Source organism: Falcatimonas sp. MSJ-15, from assembly GCF_018918265.1.
Classification (GTDB): domain Bacteria; phylum Bacillota; class Clostridia; order Lachnospirales; family Lachnospiraceae; genus Falcatimonas.
The window spans coordinates 150,054-169,362 of the sequence record NZ_JAHLQC010000001.1 but is presented as its reverse complement, the minus strand read 5'-3'; the positions used below and the strand labels follow the sequence as shown (position 1 = coordinate 169,362).

Below are 19,309 nucleotides of genomic sequence, written 5' to 3'. Positions count from 1 at the left end.
TCTTTGTTCCTTGTAAGGAGTCTAATATACTTATTAAAATATTAATGATGGAATAATCTTATTCCTGTAAATGCCATTGTCATATTATATTTGTTACATGTATCAATAACATTGTCATCTCTGATTGATCCACCTGGCTGTGCAATATATGATACACCACTTCTATGAGCTCTTTCAATATTATCGCCAAATGGGAAGAAAGCATCTGATCCAAGTGCTACACCTGTTAATTTATCAAGCCATGCTCTCTTTTCTTCTCTTGTGAATACTGGTGGTTTTACTTTGAATGTATTCTCCCATACACCATCAGCAAGAACATCCATATAATCATCGCTCATATATACATCGATTGCATTATCTCTGTCAGCTCTTGAAATCTTGTCTTTGAACTGAAGTGAAAGTACTTGTGGTGACTGACGAAGGAACCAATTATCTGCTTTACCTCCAGCAAGTCTTGTACAATGAATTCTTGACTGCTGTCCTGCACCAATACCAATAGCCTGTCCGTCAAGTGCATAACATACTGAATTAGACTGAGTATATTTAAGAGTAATCATAGCAACAGCAAGATCTATCTTGGCACTTTCTGGTAACTCTTTATTCTCTGTAACAATATTTGCAAAAAGTTCATCATCTATCTTAAGTTCATTTCTTCCCTGCTCAAATGTAATTCCAAAGATACTTCTCTTCTCGATTGGAGCTGGAACATAATCAGGATCTATCTTTATAACTGTATAATTGCCTTTTTTCTTAGCTTTTAATATCTCAAGAGCTTCTGGTTCATATCCAGGTGCTATAACACCATCTGATACTTCTCTCTTAATCATAAGAGCTGTTGATACATCACATACATCTGAAAGTGATATAAAATCACCAAAAGATGACATTCTATCAGCACCTCTTGCTCTTGCGTATGCACATGCAAGTGGTGATAATTCTCCAAGATCGTCTACCCAATATATTTTTTTAAGAGTATCTGATAATGGCTTACCAACTGCTGCACCAGCAGGTGATACATGTTTAAAAGAAGTTGCTGCAGGAAGTCCTGTTGCTCTCTTTAATTCACTTACAAGCTGCCAACCATTGAATGCATCCATAAAGTTGATATATCCAGGTCTTCCATTTAATACTTCAATAGGAAGTTCGCCATTTTCCATATATATTCTTGATGGTTTCTGATTAGGATTACAACCATACTTTAATTCTAATTCTTTCATTGAAAATATCCTCTTTTCTATTTATTCTTATTGATAATTCTTGTCTCATATTTGCCTGTTTCAATATTAATATAACGTACAAATAATGATACTTTATTATCTTCGTTAAGATTATTCCATAATGAAGCTGTAAATTCATCAATATCACCTGATAATGATATTAACTTAGGTTCTCCTTCAAAACTTGGAAGTGGATTACCATCACATTTGTATGTATGAATAAATCTTCCTTCACCGGCCTTTGGATTGTTATATGCAAATGTGAATCTGTTACATGATGAACCATCGCCATTATTACTCTTTAAGATTGACATTGCATAATTAAACTTGCCATCTTCTATATGCATAATTCCTGATATTCTAGGTGTATAATTTGGAGCATCAGGCTCAAACTCTCTTGTTCTTAATGCCTGTTCAAATGTCATCTGCTTATCCATTAACTCATAGATAGTATCAGTCTGATCACCATTAGTTACTATTGTCTTATTACCTAATACTCTTACAGGTGAATATATAATAAGACTTGGATCTGTAAGTTTTGATGGATCAAATGCCTGTGTACGGATTCCTTCACCATCTTCGACAAATACTCTGTTTCTGCTATTAACGCTTCTTCCCATTATAAAATAAGCTGTTACTGCATGTACTCCATCTAAAGACTTTCCAATTATGATTCCTCTTCCTGGATATGAATTATCTCTAAGTTCTTTTTCAATTGATAAGATTTCCATCCTTGCTCTCCTTACTTTTCTTTTATTAATAAAGCATATAAATTTGTTACTTGTTATTATTATACCTTATAAATATGTTTTTTTAAAGATCTACACCTATTAAAAATAATAATATATTTTCACTGAAATTCGAATAAATAAGGCAGAATTCTTTTAAAAAACGTCTGATATATTAAAACTCCATATATTAAAATCTAATATATTTTTCTATCTTACATCTGTTTTTAGCAAAACGTTCCCATACAGATGGAACAATAAGTCCATCTTCGTTCATCTTCTCAAACTCATCAATATTCACTATTTTTGCATCTATTACTTCTCCATCCTGAAATACAACCTCCGATAAATTAGGTTCATGAATATATAAATATGTGTCTACAATTGAATGTTTACGAATAAGTGTCCCTACAAAAGTAAGTTCTCCAGGTTTTGGTGCAAGACCTGTCTCTTCTCTTAATTCTCTTAATGCACCAGTTAAGCTGTCTTCTCCTGCTACTGCCGAACCGCCGGTACATTCCCACAACAATCCATATGGCTTACTTTCATGTCTTTTTGTTAATAACATCTTACCATCTTCAGATATAGTCCATATCTCAACTACAAGGTGATAAAACCCCTCCGCAACATTAGCTCCACGTTCCATTGTGTTACCTGTTAATCTTCGATTCTTATCATATAAATCCCAAATCTCCATGATTTCATCCTTTCCAATTGCCTATACATCATGCTATCTTAGGCTGTTAAGTTAGCGACATCTAACCGTATTATATAGCATCACTGTATCTAATTGTCTGTAATTGTTATCAATATTATCAGCACTCTTTTCACATATATAAACTCTCATATATATTATCTCTCTATAAATCATTTTGCACATACATATAGCATCATTATAATATACTTAAGTTTCTAACATACTACTTCATATATATATAATCCAAGCACTAATCTCTCAGGTGTTCCCTGATTAATAATAGTTACATTATATTATCGCCACCTAACATTCAGTATAACACATCAAACACAAAAAGGAGTACATTTTTATGCACTCCTTTTTGTATGAAATACAGTACACTTCCTAACGCCTTAACGATAATCTTAAGATTGTTTATCAACATACCGTACTAATTATTATATAATATATTTCCAAATCCTATTATTTGGCTACAATGTTAAAGATCTTTCCTTTTACATAGATTTCTTTTACAATGTTCTTTCCTTCAAGGAAGTTAGCAACTGTCTGAACTTCATGAGCTTTAGCTTTTACTGATGCTTCATCTTCTTCACGACCTACTTTTACAGTTCCTTTTACTTTACCATTAACCTGAATTGCGATCTCAACTGTATCTTCAACTGTCTTAGCTTCATCATACTCTGGCCATGTTGTATTATAAAGTCTTCCTTCAAATCCTTCAATCTCCCATAATTCTTCTGTCATATGAGATGCTACAGGATTAAGTAATACAAGTAATGTCTTAAACTCACCTCTTGTTAATGAACCTGCTTTATAGAAGTCATTAACAAGTGACATTAATGCTGCAATCGCTGTATTGAACTTCATTGCTTCATAATCTGTACTTACTTTTTTGATTGTCTGATGCATCTTAGTCTCTAATTCTTTTGAGTATCCATCATTACTATTATCTACCATATCCTGTAATTTCCATACTCTTTCAAGGAATCTTCTACAACCTCTTACACCTTCATTAGACCATGATGCACTAAGTTCGAATGCTCCGATAAACATCTCGTATGTTCTAAGTGTATCTGCACCGAATTCATTAACAATATCATCCGGATTTACAACATTACCTCTTGATTTTGACATCTTCTCGCCATTATTTCCAAGAATCATACCATGGCTTGTTCTCTTCATATATGGCTCTTTTGTACTTACAAGTCCCTGATCATATAAGAATTTGTGCCAGAATCTTGAATATAATAAATGAAGTGTTGTATGTTCCATACCACCATTATACCAATCAACTGGTAACCAGTAATCAAGTGCTTCTTTGCTTGCAAATGCTTCTGTATTGTGTGGATCTGTATATCTTAAGAAATACCATGATGATCCAGCCCACTGTGGCATTGTATCTGTCTCTCTCTTAGCCGGTTTACCACATTTTGGACATGTTGTATTAACCCAGTCTGTCATTGCTGCAAGTGGTGATTCACCATTATCTGTTGGCATATAGCTCTCTACTTCAGGAAGTTTTAATGGTAATTCGCTCTCTGGTACAGGTACATATCCGCAGCAGTCACAATGTACAATTGGAATTGGTTCACCCCAATAACGCTGACGTGAGAATACCCAGTCTCTTAATTTGTAATTAACTTTTTTGTGTCCGATACCTTTTTCTGTTAAAAATTCAATAATCTTAACCTTGGCATCAGCAACTTCAAGTCCGTCAAGGAATCCTGAATTAACCATCTTACCTGTCTTAGTATCTGTATATGCTTCATTAGTAACATCTCCACCAGCTACTACTTCAATAATTGGAAGACCAAATTTCTTAGCGAATTCAAAGTCTCTTGTATCATGTGCAGGAACTGCCATAATTGCACCTGTTCCATATGTCATTAATACATAATCTGAGATCCATACTGGTGTTTCTTTTCCATTTACAGGATTAATTGCTTTTATGCCTTTAAGTTCAACACCTGTCTTATCTTTAGCAAGTTCTGTTCTCTCAAAGTCAGATTTTTTCTGTGCTTCCTGTCTATATGCTACTATCTCATCATAATTCTCAATAATATCTTTGTATTTATCAATAAGAGGATGTTCTGGTGATATTACCATATATGTTGCACCAAATAATGTATCTGGTCTTGTTGTATATATAGTAAGTTTATCTTCAACACCTGTAAGTGCAAAATCAACTTCAGCACCTTCTGAACGTCCAATCCAGTTCTTCTGTGATACTTTTACTTTTTCTATATAATCAACGTCATCAAGTCCTTCAATAAGTTTGTCTGCATATTCTGTTATCTTAAGCATCCACTGGCTTTTTACTTTGTGTACTACAGGACTTCCACATCTCTCACATACACCATTTACTACTTCTTCATTAGCAAGTCCGACTTTACATGATGTACACCAGTTAATTGGCATCTCACTCTTGTATGCAAGTCCTGCTTTAAATAACTTTAAGAAGATCCACTGTGTCCATTTGTAATATTCAGGATCTGTTGTATTAATCTCTCTGTCCCAGTCGAATGAATATCCAAGTGACTTTAACTGTGCTTTAAATCTTGCTACATTATTCTTAGTAACTTCCTTTGGATGAATCTTATTCTTAATCGCAAAGTTCTCTGTTGGAAGACCAAATGCATCCCAACCCATTGGATATAATACATTGTATCCTTGTAATCTTCTCTTTCTTGCAATTATATCAAGTGCTGTATATGGTCTTGGATGTCCAACATGAAGTCCCTGTCCTGATGGATATGGGAATTCTACAAGTGCATAATATTTAGGTTTTGTTCTGTCATCAGATACCTTGAATGCTTTTTCTTCATCCCATATATCCTGCCATTTTTTTTCAATTTCTTTTGGTGAATATTCTTTACTCATCTTTTTATTTCCTCCAGATTCTATTATTTTTCTAACTAACAAAACCCCTTCCGTCTCAAATAGAGACGAAAGGGGTCATTTCGCGGTACCACTCTAATTCATCATTATCAACAATGATGCTCTTATTATTCTATAACGTGAATCAGCCGTCTGTACCTACTATATCGTTCAACACAGATACTCCGAGGCGAGTTCAATTAAGTCCGGCACTGCCTTTCACCATACAGCAGCTCTCTGAAGCCATTCTGTCATCTACTATTCCTCTTCCTAGTATTTATCTTATTTTCTTTAGAGATATTTAATATATTAAAACAGCAGTTTTTTTTTGTCAAGATTAAAATTAACATTAGTATATATAATTACAAATTTATTAACTAAATAAATCAGCCAAAAATACCGAACATAAAAATATAGTAATGTTGAAGTTATTCTTTTATCATCTTCAACATTACAATAATTCACGGAGGTAGATTAAATGTCAAAAAAATATGTACTTTTAGGAGAGCTTCAGCCTGGCATGATGGTCGCCGATGATGTGTTTTCCGATAGCGGACAGCTTATATTAGCTACCAATTCCATATTGACTGATTCAGCTATCTATAAACTTGAATGTCATAAACTGTTTGATATTCCAATATCTGATCAGCCAATTCTTAATGTAGAAGATACTGAGAGTTATTACAGTAAAATGAGAAAAACTCCTGAATTTCGTGAATTTCGTGGTGAATACTTCAAAGAAGTTAACGAGATTAAGGCTTCTTTACAGAATATAATGGATAACAAAGATGTTAGTTATTCCGACCTTGTTGATGGAACACTTGCACTAAGACCACCTAATTCAACATCTTATCATATGTTTGACCTTCTTCATAATATAAGAGAATTAGATGATCTTACATTCACTCATAGTGTTAATGTAGGCATTATATGTTCCATAATGGGATCGTGGCTCGATCTCGCAATTGATGATATTCGTGTTCTTACTCTTTGTGGTCTTCTCCATGATATTGGTAAGTTAACAATTCCGCCGGAGATACTTCTAAAGCCAGGAAAACTTACTTCAGAAGAGTACGAGATAATGAAGAATCATACAACTAACGGATATACCATTCTTCTTGACAAAGATCTTGATCCTCGTGTTAAAAATGCAGCTTTTATGCATCACGAGAGATGTAATGGTACTGGTTATCCATTAAAACTTACAGGTTCAAAAATATCATCTTTTGCAAAGATTGTATCAATTGCTGATGTATACGATGCCATGACTGCAACAAGAGTATATAGAGAACCTATATGCCCATTTTCCGTTATTGAAACATTCGAATTTGGACTTGATATATATGATCCAAGATACCTTATGACATTCCTTGAGAACATAAGTGAATCTTATCTTCACAACAATGTAAAACTTAATGATGGCGAAGTTGCAGAGATTGTATATATCAACAAACAGAATCTTTCAAGACCTATGGTTAAGACCAAAGATAACTTCATTGATCTTGCCCAGAATCCAAAACTTAGAATAGTATCACTTGTATAATATACAAAAATACCCTATATCCGATATTACTTAGCTACATTTTCAAATATGCACACTTACTTATTAAGTTACTTATTCAGACCTTTTGTAAAGAGTGTTTGAAAATCCCTTATTCAGTAGCTATTAATCAGGTATAGGGTATTTTTTTACTTATTTATCTTCTATTAATCACGCTTATAGGGTATTTTTTTATACTTATTTATCTTCTATTAATCACGCTTATAGAGTATTTTTTTATACTTATTTATCTTTTATTAATCACGCTTATAAGTTCTTTTGTAACATTATCAAATGTATGTGTCTTTTCTGTCTTTTCACATCCTGAGGCTGCTATCCTCTCTAGAAGTTCTTCATCACTAAGCAGTCTGTTAATCCATTCCACAGCTTGCTCTATATGTGCAAGATTATAAAAACATATATCTTCTCCATCTGTATATTCTTCAGCTAAATATCTGCTTGTATCTGTAAGTGACACAGCTGAGTTTAGCATACTTGTATATACTCTGTCATGTGCTCCATCCTTAAACCACGGCATTACATTAAGTGATATCTTCGCATCATATATTGCATCTATGCAGCCCTTTGTATTAACACCACCATGTCTTATAATATTCTCATGTTTTTTACATTTTAAAAGTTCATATCCGGCTCCATAAGTATCAATTTTTATACCACTATCGGCAATTGTCCCTATCACCTTTTGTCTGTAATAAAAACGTACATATAGATCAATAAATGTCATATTGGAATGTAATCTTTTAAGCTCATTATTATCTACATCTATTCCTTCTCTTATAAGATGTTCATTAAAAGCCTGCTCCATTGTCTTTTCATTATTGCTTATAAGATCGTCAATAATTCCTCTGTAAAACTCTTCATATTCTTTGTCTATTCTTGTTATATACTTATCAAATGTATTGCATGGTGTAAAATTACCTGTAAATATTACATCTGTCTTTTTATATCGCATGGGCATAATCTCTCTTTTTAACCTTGTACCACATAGTGGAATAAAATAGTCAGCATCGCACTCTTTGTAGTATTCTCTCATATATTCTCTATGTGTCCTGTCTATATTAATCTGTTTGTACATTCTTGGCAGACTATTATAATACTTATAATAATACATTGGATGATCAACTACTATATTGATACATTCTATATAAAATTCATCAAAAAATAATCTGCCTTTAGCATCAAGAAATATCTTTTCTCCACTTATCCCATTAAAATTGTATGTGATAAAAACTGTATTGCCAATCTCAGTATACTCTTCAAGTGCTTCTATCTGTTCATCGCCCAGACTAATATCATATATGAATGTCTCATATCCATATTTCTTAAGATATATATTGAGTCGCTTTGAGAAGAACTCAAGTGTCTCTGTCTGCCCCTTTAATAATATTATCTTTTTCATACTCACATCTCCTCATAATCATCAAGTTTATTAATCTTCCTGTCATAAGTAAGTATTCCATTCACTTCGTCTTCAACATCAGATAATTGTGTATATACATCTGCCACAAGCCCTTTTTCCTTAAGATTCTCTATCTCACTTTGCAATCTTTTATAAGCCATTCGAAACTCCCATGGTGAAGCACAAGTTTTATATCCATATATTCTGTCTGAATATGAATGTCCTTTTACATAATATGCATATCCACCATATTCACTACATACATAAGGTCTTTTATCTCTCTTTACTTTTATTTTTTCAAAATAAACATGATCACTTTTTACATCTGAACATCCTTTATCTATCCATCCACTTGCAGAATCAACAAGCCTTGTTCTATCCATCTTCTTAACCATTAAAGTAATCTTTGCAGAATCAAACTGTCCCCAGCCTTCATTAAATAGAATCCACATCCCAATGCATGGACAATTATACAGATGTTTTATTGTATCTCTACATTCTGTTATCCATTCACGTCTTCCTTTATAACTGTTTCTTCCAAAGATATCATACTTTCTGTCATCTACAAAACGCCTTACAGCAGGTATCACTGTCGGAAGTATTGTAAACAAAAATATATTATATCTGCCGCCTCCATTTACCATATCCTGCCATACTATAATTCCTTTTACATCGCATATATAGTAATACACTAATGGCTCTATCTTGATATGTTTTCTTACCATATTAAAACCAAGTTTTTTTACCGCATCTATATCCTCACGTATTATATCATACGATGCCGGTGTCATAAGCCCATCTGAATAGTAACCCTGATCAAGAATTCCATGCATATAATATGGATGATTATTAAGATATAGACATGGATGCCCATTCTTATCTGGTCCTACAGAATATTTTCTCATTGCAAAATATGATTCTACTCTGTCATCACCAGCTTCGATATACAGATTATACAAAAATGGCTTTTCCGGTGTCCATTCACATATATCTGTACAGTCATCAAAGTCAATTACAACTGTTTTTTCATTAGAATGTACCTCTTTTATCTTAATTCCAAGTACAGATACTGTTATCTTTTTAATAACCGGATATCTGGTATATATCTTTAATATGACCTTTTTTTCATCTAACTTTGGTGTAATCTTTATATCTGTAATGTAATTATCCGGAACCCATTCACACCATACAGTCTGCCATATTCCACTCTGTGCAGTATAGAACATTCCTCCCGAATCAAGTTTTTGCTTGCCTCGTGCATGATATGACATATCTGTTGCATCACTTACTCTCACTAATAGAGTATTATGTTTTTCAACTGTCTCTGTCACATCAATACTAAAAGGCAGATATCCTCCTGTATGATTCTTCACACATCTGCCATTCCACCATACACTACACTTCTGATCAACTGCACCAAAGTGAAGTATAAGTTTCTTATGCTGTGGTATCTCATCAAAATCAATATATCTCTCATAGAACAGATACTGTAACGGTTTTAGCTGTCTCTCAACACCAGACAGAATACTCTCCGGTGAATATGGCACAAGAATTATTCCGTCAAACTTCTGTGGCCTGTCTTTTGAATCACTTATCGCATATCTCCAATATCCATTAAGATTAATAAAGCTGTCTCGCTTAAGCTGTGGACGTGGATATTCATCAAGTACATGTTCAGGATCTATCTTCTCACCGTATGATGTCGTAAGTCTATTTTTTATTTTATTATTTTTTCTATAAAAAAGTGTTTTTATTGCTTCCCCAATATTCATATTTTGATCTCCTTTGCCTACATTTTATGTAAAACAAACCAATTACTATCCATTATTCCCTATAAAATAAATCTTCCTTGTTAATATCGAAAAAAGAGACGGCTTTTTTTAGCTGTCTCTCTTGTTTTATAGAAATATTATATGCAAATATTCCTGATTTTACTATGTTATTTTTATTATATAAGCTGGCTCTAATTATCTACTCAACATCTGTTAACTAACTGTTACATTTCATTACATAATCCATGAACTTATACTTGTTAATTGCCGGACTAAAATAATATCCCTGAAGAAAATTGCATCCTATCGCTATAAGTTCATTCTTAATCTCTTCACTGTCAACATATTCAGCAACCACTCTAAAATCAAGATTATGTCCAAGCTTCGTTATTGCTTCCACTATATCTCTGCTTCGCTTATTAGTTATTATCTCTTTTACAAGACTTCCATCAAGCTTAACATATCCAAATCTGTTATTCTGAAGATATTTAATTGATGTATGTCCCATGCTAAAGTCATCAATAGCGACACCGATATCATTACTTGCAAGATATTTTATATTCTCTGTAATATTAGCATAGCTAAACATTGAGCTTTCTTCTGTTATCTCAAGGCAGATACATCCACATACTTCATATTCTTTAACTTTTGCTATTACAAAATCAAGAAATGCTCTGTCATTTAAGAGATCCGAATTAATATTAACCGAGATCTTTATTCCATAGCCAAACTTCTCTTTAAAAAGTCTGGTATCCTGACATGCCTTATCTACTATAACTTCGCATAATTCTTTAAACATATATCCTTCCTTGGCTATCTCAGTAACAAGTGACGGAAACATATACTCTCCATTATACTTCCATCTAAGCAGTGCCTCTCCTCCATAACAGAGTCCATCTCCTCCATTTTGCGGCTGATAAAACAGTTCTATATTCTGTTTTTCAATATCAATTATAAGCTTCTCAAGTATCTCTCTTGACACTCTTCCTCTATCATCTTCATAATTTATGAATTCCATAGCTTCCTGTGTCTCTGAAGCTCTCATATATTCTTTCTTCATTGAATCTATTATAGCAGATTCACGTTTAACTTTTACCATCTCCTGTGCCTTTACAAAAGGAATATATACAATCACTCCAACAATAAGCATAATTACTTGCAAAAGTATTCCACTTATATTATGTCCTGATGCAATATAACCACTTATAAAAACCGGTGCATTAGACCATATTTTACCATCTCGTATCACACTGTCACTAAACATACCTGCTGATACTGCAAGATATATCATAATCTTTGATATAGCTGGCGATACAAGAAATGGAATCATAAGAAATGGATTAAATACTACCGGAAGTCCATATACCATTATGTCATTAATATTAAATATCAATGTCGGAAATGCACACTTAACAAGATTCTTAACATTTTCTGACTTTGTGCATATAAGTAAAGCTATAGCAAGTGACATCATATTGCCAATCCCGCCAATGTTAGACATTGAATTCAAAAATACCACACTTACTCTTCTTCCTGTAAAAGTTATAATATCACTCGAAAGATTATATACTCTTCCCATAATCTCATTTCTTCCAACACCCATAAAAGTAAGTATGTCTTCAGATAAGAATGCTATTATCTTCTTCATAAAGCCATTATCGCCTCTTACATATATTCTCAGTATGCTCTTTGTCACATATTCAATTATATTGTCGCATCCTGTAAGCACATTCACAAGTACATTAAAGACAGCAAATATCATTACTGTTAATGTTAATGGCACTATATATTGATTAACTGAAAAACTGTTAATCTCTTTTTCTCCGACATATTTATATTTGTATGCATTACTCCTGCCTGCAATCGCAAAAAATATCTTTGTAGATACAATAGCCACAATGGATGCCCAAAAAACTGCATCTGTATCCATATATCTCCACGTTGAATGTATATCAATTGTTGCAAGTGATGCTACAAAACTGCACATAGTATTAAGAACTGCAACAAACATCAATGATGCATTACCTTTTGTAAATCTTCTTGAATAATTGTATGCAATAGCAACTGCAACATATACTCCAAATATTCCAAATGTACACCTGTTAATTGCAAGAAGCATTCGTCTGCACTGTATACCTGCTGCATTTACTACAAAAAAACGCCTGATTGTATCTATTGGCAGCGATAATATCACATCTGATATTATTCCAAGAATAATCACTGGCATAAGACCTTCAAATGCTCTTTTTACTGATTTCAGCAAATCATTACATTCCAAAAAATCTATAAGTTTTAATAACACTTTCTTCATCTCAATCCCCTAACAACCTTAATTTCTAACTAGAGAGATTATAACATACTTTTTAGTTTACCTAAATAAATCAAAAGTACTATTTTCAACAAGTTTTATAAAATTGTGTCAATTTTTCAGTATTCTCAAATAGACTAATTATTATTTTTTATTTTTTTATTTTATCAATCACTTCATAAAGTTTTTCAAAATAATCTTCAAAAGTCTTTCTGCAACATGATGGATTATCAATTGTAATTCCGCCCTTTTTAAGTCCTATAAGTGCAAAAGACATAGCTATTCTATGATCTTCATAAGTCTCAACAATAGAATCTGTAACTTCTCCCGGATATATTGTAAGCGAGTCTTTCTCTTCTTCACATCTTATCCCCATCTTAACAAGTTCCGTTTTCGTCGCTTTTATTCTGTCACTCTCCTGTAATCTTATATGTCCAATTCCCTTAATTTTTGTCATATTTTTTGCAAATGGTGCAAGTACTGCAAGCGTCATAGTCTGATCTGAACAGCTTCCCATATCAACTATACCAAATTCATAGTTCCCACGTTCAGGTGGCATAACCTCTATATCACCATTTTCATTAGTACTTATGACGCATCCTGCTTTTTCAAGAATATCAACAAATCTTATATCTCCCTGCATTGAACTCTTCTTCACACCGTTTACACAAGCTCTTACATTCAGAAGTGGCGACATTGCATAAAAATAGCATGCTGCAGATACGTCCGGTTCAACATCATATTCGCATGCTCTATATGTCTGTCCTGCCTTAATATGATATATATTGTCATTCTTCTCTACTTTTACTCCGAATTGTTCCATCATCTTAAGTGTAATATCAATATATGCCATACCATGAGTTCCTATTACCTCGATATCCATATCTCTCTCAAACATAGTAGATACAATAAGAAGTGCACTTAAGAACTGACTACTGTTATCTATATTAACAGTTATCCTGTCTGTCTTTTGACCATTACCTTTTATAGTGAAAGGAAAATGTCCTTCTTTCTCATGATAAGATATATCTGCTCCAAGTTCTCTAAGTGACTCTATAAGTGGTGCCATTGGTCGCTTCTTCATCTGCTCTGATGCATCTATATAATATTCACCACTAAAACTAAGCATTGCTGTAAGAAATCTTGCTGCAGTTCCTGCACTTCCAACATATATCTTTGCTTTATCCTTTGGTATCTGTCCGGAAAGTCCTCTTACACTCACTTGATGCATATCCTCATTAATCTCAACTTCATATCCAAGTTCAATAAGGCACTTTAAAAAATGTCTTGAATCGTCACTGAATAAAGCTCCTTTTACTGTTGTCTTTCCGTCTGCCAAAGCTGCTATTAAAAGGGCTCTGTTAGTAATACTCTTTGATCCTGGGACTTCAACGCTAAACTTTGCATTATCTCTTACATTTACTTTGTTAATTAATATCTGTTTATCCTTAATCATATCTCACTTATTACCTCTTTCTATTTTCTAATATTTTCTAATCTGTAATATTTATCCTGTTCATTTTTTATTTTATCAGCAATCATATCACATATCTTCAATTAAGCTATTTGTAATTTATAACATCTTTATTTTATATTTTCATATACTAGTATATCGATTTAACGCCATAAAGTAAATTATTTTTTTAATTTTTTTATTTTTCTCTTCTATTAATATTAGTATACTGATATAATAATCATTGTATTTTACGAATTACATTAAAAAACAGGAGGGGGATCTTTTTCTATGTATTCAAAGAATGATATATGTATTAACCCACCTATGGGATGGAACAGTTATGATTACTATGATACAACTGTAACAGAGGATGATCTTAAACGCAATGCAGACTATATGGCGGATAATCTCTTACAATATGGATATGAATATATTGTTGCAGATATCCAGTGGTCTGATTGTAATGCCGGCACTGACAGAGAACATTATCAGTATATTCCTTTTAGTCATTTTGAGATAGATGAATATGGCAGACAGCTTCCGGCTGTTAACCGTTTTCCATCTGCAAAAGATAATTCTGGCTTTAAACATATTGCTGATTATATCCACAAAAAGGGGCTTAAATTTGGTATACATATAATGCGTGGTATCCCAAGAATTGCTGCTCATAATCATCTGCCTATTAAAGGCACTGATACAACTGCAGATAAGATTGCTAATCCATATTCAATATCCAGATGGAATCCTGATATGTATGGTGTAAGAAGTGATATATATGGTGGTCAGGAATATTATGACTCAATATTCAGACTATACGCTGACTGGGGTGTTGATCTTGTAAAAGTTGATGACATCTGCAACACTAATATGTATCCATACGATCCATATTCCGGCAAAGCTGAGATTGAGATGATATATAATGCAATCAAGAATTGTGGCAGACCGATGGTTCTTAGCCTTTCACCGGGTCCTGCTCTTATCGAACATGCATCTCACATGCGTAAATATGCTAATATGTGGCGAATAACAGATGACTTTTGGGATAACTGGGAGCTTTTAAAAGCTATGTTTGAAAGATGTGATGTATGGCAAAGACAAGTAAGTGCAGGTTGTTTTCCTGACTGTGATATGATACCTATAGGTAAAATCGGCAAAGCATTCAATGCCTTAAGAACATCTAACTTCTCTTATGATGAAGAGAGACTTCTTATGTCTCTATGGTGTATCTTCCGTTCTCCACTTATACTTGGTGGTGAACTTAATGAACTTACCAAAGAAGAAACAGATATTATTACTAACGAACATATTCTGTATATGAACACTTCATGCCATGGAGCCTGTCAGATATTCAGAGATGATAATGAATGTGCATGGATTACTTTTGACAATAATTCTGCTTCATTCTTCGTTGCATTATTCAATCTGTCTGATACTATTCAGGTTGTAACAGTATCACCTGATGAACTTGCCTTATATCTTAGAGATGAAGGCATAACACTCTCTGAATCATTCAATCTGTTTGATTGCTGGGAGAGTAAAACACTTGGTAATATTGATTCATCTGGCAGTATATTTGCCACTCTCAATCCACATAGTGCCAGTGTTTTACGCATAAATCTATAAGTTTTTGGAGTTGATTATTTTGATTTTTTTATTACTTGTACCTGTCTATCTTGCTATTAACGGATATATATTATTCCGTACAAGCAAATGGCTTAGAATATGTACAACATTTACTCATTCTAATATATGGGCCTGGTGTTATATGGGCATATATATATTATTGGCTTTTTCATTGCTATTTGCATTCATTCTGCCAAAATCCAGATTGCAGCTTGCAATCAAACATATAAGCAATTATTGGCTTGGAACTTTTATGTATACACTAATCTTCATCGCTATTGGCGATTTTATAAAGATAGTTCTAAGAAAGCTAAATATGGTACCAGATAATATATATCATTCCGACAAAAGCTTTGTTATTGCCGGAAGTGTTATACTTGCTCTTATTGTATCACTAAGTGTCTACGGAATTGTACATGCTCATAAACTAAAAGTTGTTGACTATACTGTTGATATCAATAAACCATGTGTAGGTAATGATTCTCTTAAGATTGTCCTTATATCTGACCTTCACTTAGGATATAGCGTAGGTGTTAAAGATATGGAAGATATGGTTCGTAAAGTCAATGCTCAGAATGCTGATATAGTAGTTCTTGCCGGAGATATATTCGATAATGACTATGATGCTCTTGATGATCCTGACAGATTATGTGAGCTTCTTGGTTCTATGAATAGCAGATATGGTACTTATGGATGTTATGGCAATCATGACATCGAAGAGAGACTTCTTGGTGGATTCTCAGTTGATTTTAATAATAATAATCTGCGTGATGAGAAGATGGAAGATTTTATGAAAAAAACCGGAATACATATGCTTCTTGATGAATGTATTCTAATAGATAATTCTTTTTATCTTGCCGGCAGACTTGATATTGAAAAACCGGGAAGTGCTAATATTGACAAGAGACTTACTGCTAATGAACTTCTAGAAGGTATTGATTATTCAAAACCTGTTATTGTAATGGATCATCAGCCTAAGAAGCTCAAAGAACTGGCAAATGCCGGTTGCGATCTTGATCTTAGTGGCCATACACATGATGGACAGCTATTTCCAGGCAATGTCGTGTCAGGTATCGTATGTGAAAACGTCTGTGGTCTTAAAACAGTTGGCAATATGACATCCGTTGTAACTGCCGGTGTAGGTCTGTGGGGACCTAATATGCGAGTTGGAACAACTGCAGATATTACAGTTGTTAATGTGAATTTTAATAATAATTAAAAAACAGGTTGGAAATTCAGTATATTATATGATATGTATTTTGATTCTCCTTTGTCTAATAAAGAATTATACATCATCATTGTACTTATATTTCCAACCTGTATTTTTTTCTTATATGTTTTTATTCTTATATGTTTTTATTCTTATATGTTTTTATTCTTATATGTTTTTATTCTTATTCTACATTCTTAAGTGCTTCATCAAGTGGTATTTTACTAATCTTTCTCATCTGTAATGCAGCAATTACTCCATAAGAAGCTACACTCATTATAAACATTGTAATATAGATATCTGGTCTTATCTTAAGCATAATCCAGCCACCCATATCAGCCATCATATATCTGTAGATTTCTTTAATTATCAAAGTTAATACCGGAATACTAACTAAGATCCATAGTATAACAACAATTGTAGTTGCCATAACATATAATCTTCCTATCTCGCCATTAGTATATCCAAGAATCTTAACCATTGATATTGAAAGCGAATTCTTCTCAATTATAATCTTTGTAAGCAGATATACAAGAATTATAAACATTATAATTGCAAATATCTCAACAAGTTCAACCATTCCACCCATTGATACTTTTAACTGTCTTGTTGTCTTTGTAAGATCGTCTTCTGTAATCTTAGTATATATATAATTACTATCAATATCAGTCAGTTCTTCATCCGAAAAATATCCGGTATAATATTCACTGTCTTTATCGAACACTTTTCTATATTCGTCATCATTCATAAATATTGCAAGCCCTGCCGGATACTTATAAGTTCCTTTTATCTTAAAATCATACGTTTTATCACTGTATTTTTCTTTTAAGGTAATAACATCGCCTACACTAAGTTCATACTTATCCAGATATCCTTCAGATGCATATACTCCATCTGATGGAAAATCTGCATTAAGATAATCGCTATCATCTTGTATGCCATATACAGATACTTCATCAGCTTTTGATTTTTCTACAGTTGTCTTAAGTGATGTCATAAGATATCTTTCTGCTCCATCAATCTGTGTATCAACAGGAGCTTTTAAAACATATTGATATCTGCATATCATATTATCGATAACCTCATCACCATATTCATTAATAAGTGGTTTCATAAACAATCCGAATAAAAGTAACAGATTAGCAAATATAATTCCTATCAGAAGCGTAATGTATCCAGACATATTTTGAAGAATTATTCTTATTCTAAAACGACGTATGAATTTTATATCTGGTAATCTTGTTGCTTTCTTATTTTTATTTCTGCTAAGATCATGTCTTAGGAATTTGAGTGGTGATATCTTAAGCTTATGTGTTACTATTACAGCATTAATAAATATCATTATTATAACCGGTATTACAGTTGTAAGTACAAAAGCATCTGTATTCCAAAGTGTCTTATATGTAGGTAAACTGTAACTTCCATAATACATTGAGGCACATACATCCTTAAACCATGTATATCCCATAATATTACCAACTAATGCTGCTACAAGTGTGACTATAACCGGAAGAACTGTATAATGTCTTGTAAGTTCACTTCTTGTATATCCGGTTGCTCTTAGTGTTCCAATTATTGATGATTCTTTTGTTATTGTATTAGTTGTTGTAACAGCAAATATGAACGCCATAATTGCAATAAGAATATAGAGAAGAGTTATCATCATTGATCTGTCGCTTCCCATATCATCACCTGTAAAATTAATTGCCTGATTCTGATATCCTGGAATATAGCTTTTAAGGATTCCATTAGCAGCCATAACTTTCACAAGTTCTTCTGCTCTTGTCTTCTCTTCTTTATCATCTGTTGGTTCTTTATCATATTTCCATGAATAATTATATCTCATATTGTCTGTTGTAATTCTATCAAATTCATCATCTGTAACTGCTGCAACCGAGAATTTCACTGCATCAAACATCATATCTGTATTATCTGAGAATAATGCACTGTAATCTGAGAATGCTACAAGCCCTGATATTGTATATTCTGTGTCTTTTACTTTTATTATATCTCCTACTTTCAACTTGTTATTATCAGCATACATTCTATCAATTACTATCTCATCATCATTACCAGGCATATTCCCTTTCATAAGACATATCTTATCAACATCTTTTCTAACTTTGTATATTCTAAGTGTTGATTCATATTCGCCATCACTATTATTATCAGTATCAAATTCCTGATAATAATTCTCATATATAGTAACGCCTTCATCCTCAACTGCCTTTACAAAATCATCTGTTGCTTTATCTTCAAGTATAAAATTACCATTTTCAATATTATATTTTTCAAAGCTTTCATTATATGCTGTAATCATACTATCATCTGCTACAAGAAAACCTGATATAAATCCTATTGTCGCTGCCATAAAGATGAATATAACCAGATATTTGCCAATCTCTCCCTTAAGCTCTCTTGGTATTCTCTTAATCAAAGGACTCTTCATACTTTCTCACCA

At 32.9% G+C, this 19,309-nt stretch carries 12 protein-coding genes and 1 other annotated feature; of the genes, 3 read left to right on the top strand and 9 right to left on the bottom strand.

The genetic code is table 11. The features are described from left to right. Window positions 1-41: 41 nt before the first annotated feature. The 4 genes from KQI85_RS00605 to leuS form a co-directional block, all read right to left on the bottom strand. Window positions 42-1,217 carry a phosphoribosylaminoimidazolecarboxamide formyltransferase gene (locus KQI85_RS00605; RefSeq protein WP_216574100.1) on the bottom strand — a complete coding sequence of 392 codons (1,176 nt, stop codon included), beginning with the start codon at window positions 1,215-1,217 and terminating at the stop codon, window positions 42-44. 17 nt (window positions 1,218-1,234) lie between these two features. Then, on the bottom strand, window positions 1,235-1,948 hold the full coding sequence (locus tag KQI85_RS00600; RefSeq protein WP_216574099.1) for an IMP cyclohydrolase: 714 nt from the start codon (window positions 1,946-1,948) through the stop codon (window positions 1,235-1,237). A gap of 187 nt (window positions 1,949-2,135) precedes the next feature. Then, window positions 2,136-2,642, bottom strand: a complete 507-nt coding sequence (locus KQI85_RS00595) for an NUDIX domain-containing protein (protein WP_216574098.1) — start codon at window positions 2,640-2,642, stop codon at window positions 2,136-2,138. A gap of 462 nt (window positions 2,643-3,104) precedes the next feature. Then, window positions 3,105-5,522 (bottom strand): leucine--tRNA ligase, encoded by a 2,418-nt coding sequence (leuS, locus tag KQI85_RS00590; RefSeq protein WP_216574097.1) that lies wholly within the window; start codon window positions 5,520-5,522, stop codon window positions 3,105-3,107. Window positions 5,523-5,580: 58 nt separating this feature from the next. After that, window positions 5,581-5,800, bottom strand: a binding site (T-box leader). 197 nt (window positions 5,801-5,997) lie between these two features. Here leuS and KQI85_RS00585 point away from each other — a divergent pair. Continuing rightward, window positions 5,998-7,062: an HD-GYP domain-containing protein gene (locus KQI85_RS00585; protein WP_216574096.1), complete on the top strand. Its 1,065-nt coding sequence runs from the start codon at window positions 5,998-6,000 to the stop codon at window positions 7,060-7,062. Window positions 7,063-7,306: 244 nt separating this feature from the next. Here the strand turns inward: KQI85_RS00585 and KQI85_RS00580 are convergent, their stop codons facing one another. The 4 genes from KQI85_RS00580 to aroA all read right to left on the bottom strand — a co-directional run bounded on the left by KQI85_RS00580 (window position 7,307) and on the right by aroA (window position 14,015). Next, window positions 7,307-8,479: a glycosyltransferase gene (locus tag KQI85_RS00580; protein WP_216574095.1), complete on the bottom strand. Its 1,173-nt coding sequence runs from the start codon at window positions 8,477-8,479 to the stop codon at window positions 7,307-7,309. A gap of 2 nt (window positions 8,480-8,481) precedes the next feature. Next, window positions 8,482-10,251 carry a glycoside hydrolase family 2 protein gene (locus tag KQI85_RS00575; protein WP_216574094.1) on the bottom strand — a complete coding sequence of 590 codons (1,770 nt, stop codon included), beginning with the start codon at window positions 10,249-10,251 and terminating at the stop codon, window positions 8,482-8,484. Window positions 10,252-10,468: 217 nt separating this feature from the next. Continuing rightward, a complete protein-coding gene (locus tag KQI85_RS00570) occupies window positions 10,469-12,562 on the bottom strand; it encodes an EAL domain-containing protein (RefSeq protein ID WP_216574093.1) in 2,094 nt (697 codons plus the stop codon). Window positions 12,563-12,710: 148 nt separating this feature from the next. After that, entirely contained in the window at window positions 12,711-14,015 is a 1,305-nt protein-coding gene (gene aroA / locus KQI85_RS00565) for a 3-phosphoshikimate 1-carboxyvinyltransferase (protein WP_216574092.1), read from the bottom strand. A 288-nt stretch (window positions 14,016-14,303) separates the two neighbouring features. Here aroA and KQI85_RS00560 point away from each other — a divergent pair, with 288 nt between their 5' ends. After that, window positions 14,304-15,638, top strand: a complete 1,335-nt coding sequence (locus KQI85_RS00560; protein ID WP_216574091.1) for a glycoside hydrolase family 27 protein — start codon at window positions 14,304-14,306, stop codon at window positions 15,636-15,638. 19 nt (window positions 15,639-15,657) lie between these two features. Further along, window positions 15,658-16,857 carry a metallophosphoesterase gene (locus KQI85_RS00555; protein WP_216574090.1) on the top strand — a complete coding sequence of 400 codons (1,200 nt, stop codon included), beginning with the start codon at window positions 15,658-15,660 and terminating at the stop codon, window positions 16,855-16,857. A gap of 175 nt (window positions 16,858-17,032) precedes the next feature. Here the strand turns inward: KQI85_RS00555 and KQI85_RS00550 are convergent, their stop codons facing one another. Further along, complete coding sequence (locus KQI85_RS00550) at window positions 17,033-19,297, bottom strand: ABC transporter permease (RefSeq protein WP_216574089.1); 2,265 nt, start codon at window positions 19,295-19,297, stop codon at window positions 17,033-17,035. Between the last annotated feature and the right edge of the window lie 12 nt (window positions 19,298-19,309).

Coding starts and splice junctions, on each gene's coding strand:
- KQI85_RS00605 (WP_216574100.1), bottom strand. CDS start 1,217: ATGAAAGAATTAGAATTAAAGTATGGTTGTAATCCTAATCAGAAACCA.
- KQI85_RS00600 (WP_216574099.1), bottom strand. CDS start 1,948: ATGGAAATCTTATCAATTGAAAAAGAACTTAGAGATAATTCATATCCA.
- KQI85_RS00595 (WP_216574098.1), bottom strand. CDS start 2,642: ATGGAGATTTGGGATTTATATGATAAGAATCGAAGATTAACAGGTAAC.
- leuS (WP_216574097.1), bottom strand. CDS start 5,522: ATGAGTAAAGAATATTCACCAAAAGAAATTGAAAAAAAATGGCAGGAT.
- KQI85_RS00585 (WP_216574096.1), top strand. CDS start 5,998: ATGTCAAAAAAATATGTACTTTTAGGAGAGCTTCAGCCTGGCATGATG.
- KQI85_RS00580 (WP_216574095.1), bottom strand. CDS start 8,479: ATGAAAAAGATAATATTATTAAAGGGGCAGACAGAGACACTTGAGTTC.
- KQI85_RS00575 (WP_216574094.1), bottom strand. CDS start 10,251: ATGAATATTGGGGAAGCAATAAAAACACTTTTTTATAGAAAAAATAAT.
- KQI85_RS00570 (WP_216574093.1), bottom strand. CDS start 12,562: ATGAAGAAAGTGTTATTAAAACTTATAGATTTTTTGGAATGTAATGAT.
- aroA (WP_216574092.1), bottom strand. CDS start 14,015: ATGATTAAGGATAAACAGATATTAATTAACAAAGTAAATGTAAGAGAT.
- KQI85_RS00560 (WP_216574091.1), top strand. CDS start 14,304: ATGTATTCAAAGAATGATATATGTATTAACCCACCTATGGGATGGAAC.
- KQI85_RS00550 (WP_216574089.1), bottom strand. CDS start 19,297: ATGAAGAGTCCTTTGATTAAGAGAATACCAAGAGAGCTTAAGGGAGAG.